This window comes from Pseudomonas sp. Sample_9 (genome assembly GCF_004307535.1).
Classification (GTDB): Bacteria; Pseudomonadota; Gammaproteobacteria; order Pseudomonadales; family Pseudomonadaceae; genus Aquipseudomonas; species Aquipseudomonas mercuritolerans.
This window is the reverse complement of the sequence record NZ_RAZO01000475.1, coordinates 1-7853: the sequence shown is the minus strand read 5'-3', so window position 1 is coordinate 7853 and position 7853 is coordinate 1. Positions and strand designations below refer to the sequence as shown.

General features: G+C 61.4%; 7 protein-coding genes. 3 read left to right on the top strand and 4 right to left on the bottom strand.

Annotation, left to right across the window (positions count from 1 at the left end; genetic code table 11):
- Positions 1-84: 84 nt before the first annotated feature.
- The 3 genes from D6877_RS27160 to D6877_RS27150 form a co-directional block, all read right to left on the bottom strand.
- A complete protein-coding gene (locus D6877_RS27160) occupies positions 85-1227 on the bottom strand; it encodes an IS481 family transposase (protein WP_130912685.1) in 1143 nt (380 codons plus the stop codon).
- Positions 1228-1521: 294 nt separating this feature from the next.
- On the bottom strand, positions 1522-2007 hold the full coding sequence (locus tag D6877_RS27155; protein ID WP_122506166.1) for a DUF523 domain-containing protein: 486 nt from the start codon (positions 2005-2007) through the stop codon (positions 1522-1524).
- Positions 2008-2009: 2 nt separating this feature from the next.
- Positions 2010-2642, bottom strand: coding sequence for a 2OG-Fe(II) oxygenase (locus D6877_RS27150; RefSeq protein WP_016770624.1), 633 nt, complete (start codon positions 2640-2642; stop codon positions 2010-2012).
- 108 nt (positions 2643-2750) lie between these two features.
- On the opposite strand from D6877_RS27150, the gene D6877_RS27145 reads away from it, so the two are divergent.
- Positions 2751-3482: a DUF2059 domain-containing protein gene (locus D6877_RS27145; RefSeq protein WP_024014712.1), complete on the top strand. Its 732-nt coding sequence runs from the start codon at positions 2751-2753 to the stop codon at positions 3480-3482.
- Positions 3483-3587: 105 nt separating this feature from the next.
- Here the strand turns inward: D6877_RS27145 and D6877_RS27140 are convergent, their stop codons facing one another.
- Complete coding sequence (locus tag D6877_RS27140; protein ID WP_110599934.1) at positions 3588-4535, bottom strand: alpha/beta hydrolase; 948 nt, start codon at positions 4533-4535, stop codon at positions 3588-3590.
- A gap of 99 nt (positions 4536-4634) precedes the next feature.
- Here D6877_RS27140 and D6877_RS27135 point away from each other — a divergent pair, with 99 nt between their 5' ends.
- Positions 4635-5213 carry a DUF6436 domain-containing protein gene (locus D6877_RS27135; protein WP_130912571.1) on the top strand — a complete coding sequence of 193 codons (579 nt, stop codon included), beginning with the start codon at positions 4635-4637 and terminating at the stop codon, positions 5211-5213.
- 102 nt (positions 5214-5315) lie between these two features.
- Positions 5316-7724, top strand: coding sequence for a penicillin acylase family protein (locus D6877_RS27130; protein WP_130912570.1), 2409 nt, complete (start codon positions 5316-5318; stop codon positions 7722-7724).
- Positions 7725-7853: the final 129 nt, after the last annotated feature.

Here is a 7853-nt window from a genome sequence, read left to right as displayed (position 1 = left end):
GCGCTGTCCGAGAAGTGGTTGAAACCGTAAGAGCCCCTCACCCTAACCCTCTCCCTGTATGTACCGGAGACATGGTGGACGGTTTTAGATCTTCTTACCTGCCGTCACGACCTGCAAGTTCAAGTCGATTCGGGCGATACGATGTCTACTCCAGTAGACATCGTGGATGCCGTCCTCCGTCGTTTCCCAGATAGCTACTGATCTTCCGTAAAAAGCCTTTCCGACCATGTATTCACGATTCCTCCAGTAGATCTCTCCTTTTACCTGAACCTTCCTGACCACATCCCCATCGTCGTACTCCGGTGCCGCTGGTTGCTCCTGGTATTCCCGGGAGCTGCTGCTGTAGCGAGTAGCAGGAACCTGCATGTTCAGTGCTTGATGCGGACGCTTCTGGTTGTAGATATCACGCCAGATATCAAACGCCCGTTGTGCATCGTCCAGATCGATGAAGAGTTGGCCTTGTAGGACTTCCCTTTTCAGACTGCGGTGGAAGCGCTCCAGCTTTCCCTGGGTTTGCGGGTGATAAGGTCGGGAGTGGCCGACCTTGATGCCCTGGCTCATCAGCCAGACCTCCAGTGCGGTATAAACGCCGGTCTGGTCACCCCATGGCGAACCGTTGTCCATCGTCATGCGCAGAGGCAGACCGTAGAGCCGAAAGGCCCGCATTAGTTGCTCCTGGACGGTTCGGCGCTGCTCATTGGCGCACGCAGCGATGCACAGTGAGAACCGCGAGTGATCGTCCAGTATCGTCAGCGGATGGCAACGTCCGTGGCTCAGGCTGATATGGCCCTTGAAGTCGATCTGCCAAAGATCGTTGGGCGCCTCGTGCTCGAACCGGATAAACGGTTTGATCTCGGCAGCCTTTGGATCAACGCGCGAATGACGCTGTAAAACCGCATGCACGGTGCTGACAGAGGGCATCACTTTGCCGTCGTCTTCCAACACGCGCTTGAGCTTGCGAGCGCCCCAAGCGGCGTACTCCTGACTCATGGTCAAAATCTGCTGCTCAACCTCTTCAGCGCAGCGTTTGGGTGACGTCTTTGGTCGTCGAGACTGATCGATCAACCCTTGCGCACCGAGATTTTCAAACCTGCTGAGCCATTTGTAGGCAGTGCTTGGGCTGATATTGTATCGACGGCAAAGCTGCCGAACATTGGCCCCTTCTTGCCGAGCCAACAGCACGAATTCCGAACGAAGCTGCACAGTGGACACCTCTTGCCGTGACACAGGCCATCTCCTTCGCGATGAGCAATGTGCCTATTAAAATGTGTCCACCATGTCTCCGAACACCTGTCCACCATGTCTCCGGTACATACACTCCCGGAGGGAGAGGGAACTGATCCGGGGATGCTTTAGAGGTACGCCGACTTGGGATTGCTATACCGAATCCGGAATCGACTGATCATGGCTTTGTCGAATCCCTGGTCGCCAAGGTCTTTCAGGTCGATGGACAGCGCCAGACACCTCGGTCGGCCCCCTCTCCCCCCGGGAGAGGGCTGGGGTGAGGGCAACGATGGCGGATCAGTCCAAAGCCGCCAGAGTCACCGCCGCCTCAGCCAGCTCAAGCTCACTGAAAACCCGAACCCCATGGCGCTTGAGCAACGCCGCCGTCACCCCTTCGCCATTGACCTTGACCCCGCTGAACGTGCCGTCATACGTCAACAGATTCCCGCAAGACGGACTGTTGGCCTTGAGCACCGCCACCCGAATGCCGTGCTTTTGCACCAGTTCCAGCGCTTGCCGCGCCCCCTCGAGAAACTGCGCGCTGACATCCTCGCCATCAGTAGTGATGACTGCGGCAATGCCATCCAGCACCTGACCGCCCTGCCCGCCAGGAATCTCCGCCGCCGCCCGCGGCGTCGGCAATCCACCCGCCACCTCCGGACACAACGGCACCACGCGCCCTTCTTCGATCCACTGCTCAAGCAGATCAAACGGCCCGCTCGCACCACCGTCATAACGCACGCGATGGCCCAACAGGCAGCGACTGACCAGGATCTTTTCCATGTTCAGAACGGCTCGTTGCCACGGCGACGGAACCAGCCAGTCAGCGACAGGCGCTCGCGATGGGCCGGCAACACTTCGTGGGGCACTTCGCCGGAGAGAAACACCACCAGGCAGCCGCCGGTCGGCTGCACGTCGTGCACACGTTCCTCGCCCAGGTACATGCGCAACTGGCCACCGTCCTCCGGCAACCAGGCCTCGTTGAGGTAAATGACGGCCGAGACCATGCGCCGGTCATCATCGCGAAAGCGGTCGACGTGCTTGAGGTAAAACGCGCCGGGCGGGTACAGGGCGAAATGGCACTCGAAATCCTCAAGCCCCAGAAACAAGCCGCGATTAAGTGCCTCGCGCAGACTGTCCATCAGGCTCAGGTAACTGTCAGTGGCGTCGGCCTGACCCGGGTCGATCCACTGGATGTGATCGCCGCGAATACCCTCGCGAATCTCCGAAAACGGCCCGCGACCGACCGCTGCCGGCGCCAGCTCACCTTCGGCTTCACGTTTACGGCACTCGGCCGCCAGCGCCCGGGTCAGATCGGCGGGCAGGAAGATGTTCTGCTGCGACCAGCCGTGTTCGGCCAGGTCGTCGACAATGCGTAACAGCAGCGGGTGTTCAGAGGATATCGGCATGGCGCGCATAGTATGCCGACGGCGATAAATCCGACAGAGCCACGCAGCGCCTTGCTACGAATTCTCGACAAGTACCGGCACCGCACGGACAATAGTCCGCTGCTGACAGGAGTCCCTATGCGCCGTTTGCTTTTTTCACTGTTGATGTTCTGCGTATTGCCCGCCTGGGCGGACGGCCACGATCAGTTGTACAAGGTCGCCGGCTGGCCAGAACAACGCGCGCATTTCAACGATGCCCTGAGCGCCGCCCAGCAGCGCTATCAGAACAGCCTGCCGCCTGCGGTATTTCAGGCGCTGGTCAACAACAGCAATCAACGCTTTGCCGCGCAGGCCATGGATCAGCGTGCCGAAGCGCAACTGCGGCAGAAACTCGCCGACCCGAAACCGGCACTGACCTTCTTCCAGTCACCGCTGGGCAAGAAAATCGTCGCCGCCGAATTGCTCGCAACCCGTCGCGATCAACTGGCAAAAAATGCTCAGGGCCTGCCGAAGATGCAGGCCAGCGACAGTCGCTTGCTGATCATCGGCCATCTCGCCCAGGCCCTGCCAGCCCGTGAGGCGGGCGCCGAGGTCAGCCTGGCGATTGCCGGCGTAGCGGCGGACAGCTTGAGTTCGATGATCCCGGGACTGCTCGGCGGTGGACAGGCGCAGGGTATGTTGAACGGTCAGCGCCAGCGGCTGATGGATCAGATCGGCGCCGATCTGAACAACACGTTGCTTTACGTGTATCGCGACTTGTCGGATGAGGAGCTCGAAGAATTTGCGACGTTTGCCGAGTCGACCGAGGGCAAGGCTTACTACCAGGCGGCACTGGCGGCGATTCGGGCGGGGTTGGCGGTCGGCCAGTGATGTTCGTTACCTGAAAGATCGCATTCGCGAGCAGGCTCGCTTCCACAGGTTGTAATGCATTCCACTGTGGGAGCGAGCCTGCTCGCGAAGAGGCCCTCCCAGGCATTAGAGATTCCGGCCCCTGATCCGCTTGCTCAAGAATTCGAAATACTCCTCACGCATCTCCGCCGTTTCATTGGCCAGGTGATGCCGTGCCTCGGCCAGCAGCAGAATCTGCGGCCGGTCGAACTTCCACTTCAACACCTGCAGATTGTGCTGCCAGTCGACAGTCATGTCCGCCTGCCCCTGAATGATCAGCGGCCGTCGCGGACTTTTTTTCGCGTGCTCGACGCGGATGATCCAGCGCGACAGCGCGCCCACCCATTTGGTCGGCAGGCGCCTTGGCTGTAACGGATCGGCCTGCAGAAACGGCAGGAAATCCGGATCGTTGGAGTTCTCGCTGAAGCGTCGCGCGACCCCGCGTACAAACGGCCGCAGCAGGTAATAACTCAACTGCGACCAGGCCCACGCCCTCGGCCTTACCAATGGCGCCAGCAGAATCACCTGCCCTTGCGCCGGACTGTTCTCGCCATGGTTGAGCAGGTGATCGACGACAATCGCGCCACCGGTGCTCTGCCCGCACAAATGCCAAGGCTGTGGCAGCGCGATCGAGTTCGCTTCAGCGAACAGCGCCTGCAACACATCCTGGTATTCAGAGAAATCACGAATGCTCGCCCGTGGCCCGCTCGACAGACCATGGCCCGGCAAGTCGCAGGCAATCACGGCGAAATCCTGATCCAGCGCCCACTCGATCACATGCCGGTACAGGCCGATGTGATCGTAGTAACCGTGCAGCAGAAACAACGTCGCCTTGACCTTCTCCGGCCACCAGCAATGGCTGACCAGCTCGTAGCCATCGACTTCGAAACGGCCCATGCCGCGCCAGACATCGCGCTCGGCGAAGTCGGTCTTGTAGAAGCGCTGATAAGCCTTCGCCTCATCCGATAACGGCTGCCACTCGGCCAATGGCTTGAGGCTCGCGCGTAAATGATCGGGGTCGAAAGTATCAGGCATGCGGGTATTCCAGAGCGGTAAACGGACTTTATCGGCCTGCGATATTCATCTGTAGAGGCAGACATGGCAAGCTAGCCGGCCTTTCGAGGATCGAAAACCATGCGTTCGCCCTACCGCACCGCACTGTTCGCCAGCCTGCTCGCGCTGATCTGCGCCGGGGTGCTGTGGACGGCATATGACTGGTTTCAGGGCCGCTATCTGCGCGCGTTCAGCGAACATACGGCAGTATTTTCCGGCGACCCGCTGCGCCTGCCGGACAACCTCGCTGGGCCGGGCAATATTCGTCTTGTGCACTTCTGGGACCCGGCCTGTCCGTGCAATGTCGGCAATCAACAGCACCTGAGCGAGATGGTCGAACAGTTCGGCCCTCGCGGCGTGGAGTTCTTCGCCGTGCAAAAGCCCGGCAGCCACGGCCAGTTACCCGCCACCCTCGCCAGCCTGAAAACCATCATCGTCCTGCCCGGCGCCGAACAGATCCCCGCCAGCCCCGCCGTGGCGATCTGGGATCGTAGCGGTAAACTCGCCTATTTCGGCCCGTACAGCGAAGGCCTGACCTGCAACTCCAGCAACAGCTTTATCGAACCGATCCTGCATGCGCTGACGGAAGATCGGCCGGTGAATGCCACGCATACCTTGGCGGTGGGTTGTTATTGCCCGTGGTCGGTGGAGGCAAAGTAAGGCATTCCGGACTTTTCAAGGACAGCGCTGCAGCGCACAGATGCTCTGTGCTAAATGTTTGCAGCCCGACGGGCGGCCTTTTCGCCTGCACAAGGAGTCACCATGAAGCGTGCGTTGATCGTCGTTGCCTTGCTCATCGTTGTCCTGCTCGGCGCCGCCGGCGGGTATATCTACAGCAAGCAGCCGACGCGCCAGGGCCAGGTCGAGCTGCGCAATCTGCAAGGCTCGGTGACCGTGCGCTACGACGAGCGCGGTGTGCCGCATATCCGCGCCGAGAACGAAACCGACCTCTATCGCGCCCTCGGTTACGTGCACGCGCAGGACCGCCTGTTCCAGATGGAAGCCATGCGCCGCCTCGCCCGGGGCGAGCTGGCCGAAGTGCTCGGGCCGAAACTGCTCGACACCGACAAACTGTTCCGCAGCCTGCGCATTCGCGAGCGTGCGGCCAGTTACGTCGCCAGCCTCGACAAGCAGTCACCGGCGTGGAAGGGCCTGCAAGCCTATCTGGACGGCATCAACCAATATCAGGACAGCCACGCCGCGCCGATCGAGTTCGACGTGCTGGGCATCCCCAAGCGGCCGTTCACGGCCGAAGACAGCATCAGCGTCGCCGGTTACATGGCCTACAGCTTTGCCGCCGCGTTTCGCACCGAGCCGCTGCTGACCTACGTACGCGATCAGCTCGGCGCCGATTACCTCGATGTGTTCGATCTCGAATGGCAGGCCAAAGGCGTTCTGGCCACCGATCACACCCGGCACGCACCGGCCCTTGCCGCCGGCGACTGGCAGGACCTCACCGCCCTCGCCCGCCTCAGCGAACAGGCGCTGCTCGACAACGGCCTGCCGCAGTTCGAAGGCAGTAACGCCTGGGTGATTGCCGGCAGCCGCAGCCAGAGTGGCAAGCCGTTGCTGGCCGGCGATCCGCATATCCGCTTCTCGGTGCCGTCGGTGTGGTACGAGGCGCAGCTGTCGGCGCCGGGTTTCGAGTTGTACGGCCATCATCAGGCACTGGTGCCGTTCGCGTTTCTGGGACACAACCTCGATTTCGGCTGGAGCCTGACCATGTTCCAGAACGACGATCTCGACCTGATCGCCGAGAAGGTCAACCCGGACAACCCCAATCAGGTCTGGTATCGCGGCCAGTGGACCGACCTGCTCGTCAGCGAGCAGCAGATCAATGTGAAAGGCCAGGCGCCGGTGACGATCACCTTGCGCCAGTCGCCCCATGGGCCGATCGTCAACGATGCGCTCGGCAGCGCTGCCGGCAAAACCCCGATTGCGATGTGGTGGGCGTTCCTCGAAACGCCGAACCCGATCCTCGAAGGTTTCTACCAGCTCAACCGCGCCGACACCTTGGCCAAGGCTCGCGCGGCGGCGGCCAAGGTACAGGCGCCGGGCCTGAATCTGGTGTACGCCAACGCCAAAGGCGATATCGCCTGGTGGGCCTCGGCCCTGCTGCCCAAACGTCCAGCCGGGGTGAAACCGGGCTTCATTCTCGACGGCAGCACGCCTGAGGCGGACAAGGACGGCTATTACCCGTTCAGCGCCAACCCGCAGGAAGAGAACCCGGCGCGCGGCTATATCGTCTCGGCCAACTTCCAGCCCGTGTCGCCGACCGGCATGGAGATTCCCGGTTATTACAATCTTGCCGATCGCGGTCAGCAGCTTGATCGTCAGCTCAGCGACAACCGGATGAAGTGGAGCAACGAGGCCAACCAGCAACTGCAACTGGGCACGGCGACCGGTTACGGCCCGCGTCTGTTGGCGCCACTGTTGCCGGTGTTGCGTGAGGTGGTCAGTGATCCGGCGCAGCTGAAACTGGTCGAGCAACTGGCGCAGTGGCCCGGCGACTATCCGCTGAATTCGATCAGCGCGACGGTGTTCAACCAGTTCCTCTACGACCTGGCCGATGCGGCGATGCGCGATGAGTTGGGCAATGACTTCTTCGAAACACTGCTGTCGACGCGGGTGATCGACTCCGCGCTGCCACGCCTGGCGGCCAAGGCGGATTCACCGTGGTGGGACAATCGCAGCACGCCGGCCAGAGAAACCCGCGCCGATGTCGTGCGCACGGCGTGGGCGGCAAGCATGGCGCATCTGAAACTCACCCTCGGCGATAACGTGGCCGGTTGGCAGTGGGGCGCTGCGCACACCCTCACCCACGGCCATCCGCTGGGGCAGCAGAAGCCGCTGGATCGCCTGTTCAACGTCGGCCCGTTCGCAGCGCCGGGCAGCCACGAAGTGCCGAACAACCTCTCGGCAAAAATCGGCCCGGCGCCATGGCCGGTGACCTATGGACCGTCGACGCGACGTCTGGTGGATTTCGCCGATCCGGTGCATGGCCTGACGATCAACCCGGTCGGCCAGAGTGGCGTGCCACTGGACAGTCACTATGACGACCAGGCCGAGGCGTATGTGGAGGGTATTTATGTGCAGGCGCATTTCAGCGAGAAAGAGGTGCAGGCGAATACGCGCAGTACGTTGAAGCTGTTGCCTGCGCGCAAGCCCTGAAGAGCCCCTCACCCTAGCCCTCTCCCAGAGGGAGAGGGGACCGATTGGGGGATATTCATAAGAAACGCCGACGTGAAAGATTGGCGCCGAATCCATAATCGATAAGGTCTTTCAGGTCGATGTAACACG

Excerpts from the sequence above, each read along its gene's own strand:
- D6877_RS27130 (WP_130912570.1), top strand. The coding sequence starts at position 5,316 with ATGAAGCGTGCGTTGATCGTCGTTGCCTTGCTCATCGTTGTCCTGCTC.
- D6877_RS27150 (WP_016770624.1), bottom strand. The coding sequence starts at position 2,642 with ATGCGCGCCATGCCGATATCCTCTGAACACCCGCTGCTGTTACGCATT.
- D6877_RS27155 (WP_122506166.1), bottom strand. The coding sequence starts at position 2,007 with ATGGAAAAGATCCTGGTCAGTCGCTGCCTGTTGGGCCATCGCGTGCGT.
- D6877_RS27145 (WP_024014712.1), top strand. The coding sequence starts at position 2,751 with ATGCGCCGTTTGCTTTTTTCACTGTTGATGTTCTGCGTATTGCCCGCC.
- D6877_RS27135 (WP_130912571.1), top strand. The coding sequence starts at position 4,635 with ATGCGTTCGCCCTACCGCACCGCACTGTTCGCCAGCCTGCTCGCGCTG.
- D6877_RS27140 (WP_110599934.1), bottom strand. The coding sequence starts at position 4,535 with ATGCCTGATACTTTCGACCCCGATCATTTACGCGCGAGCCTCAAGCCA.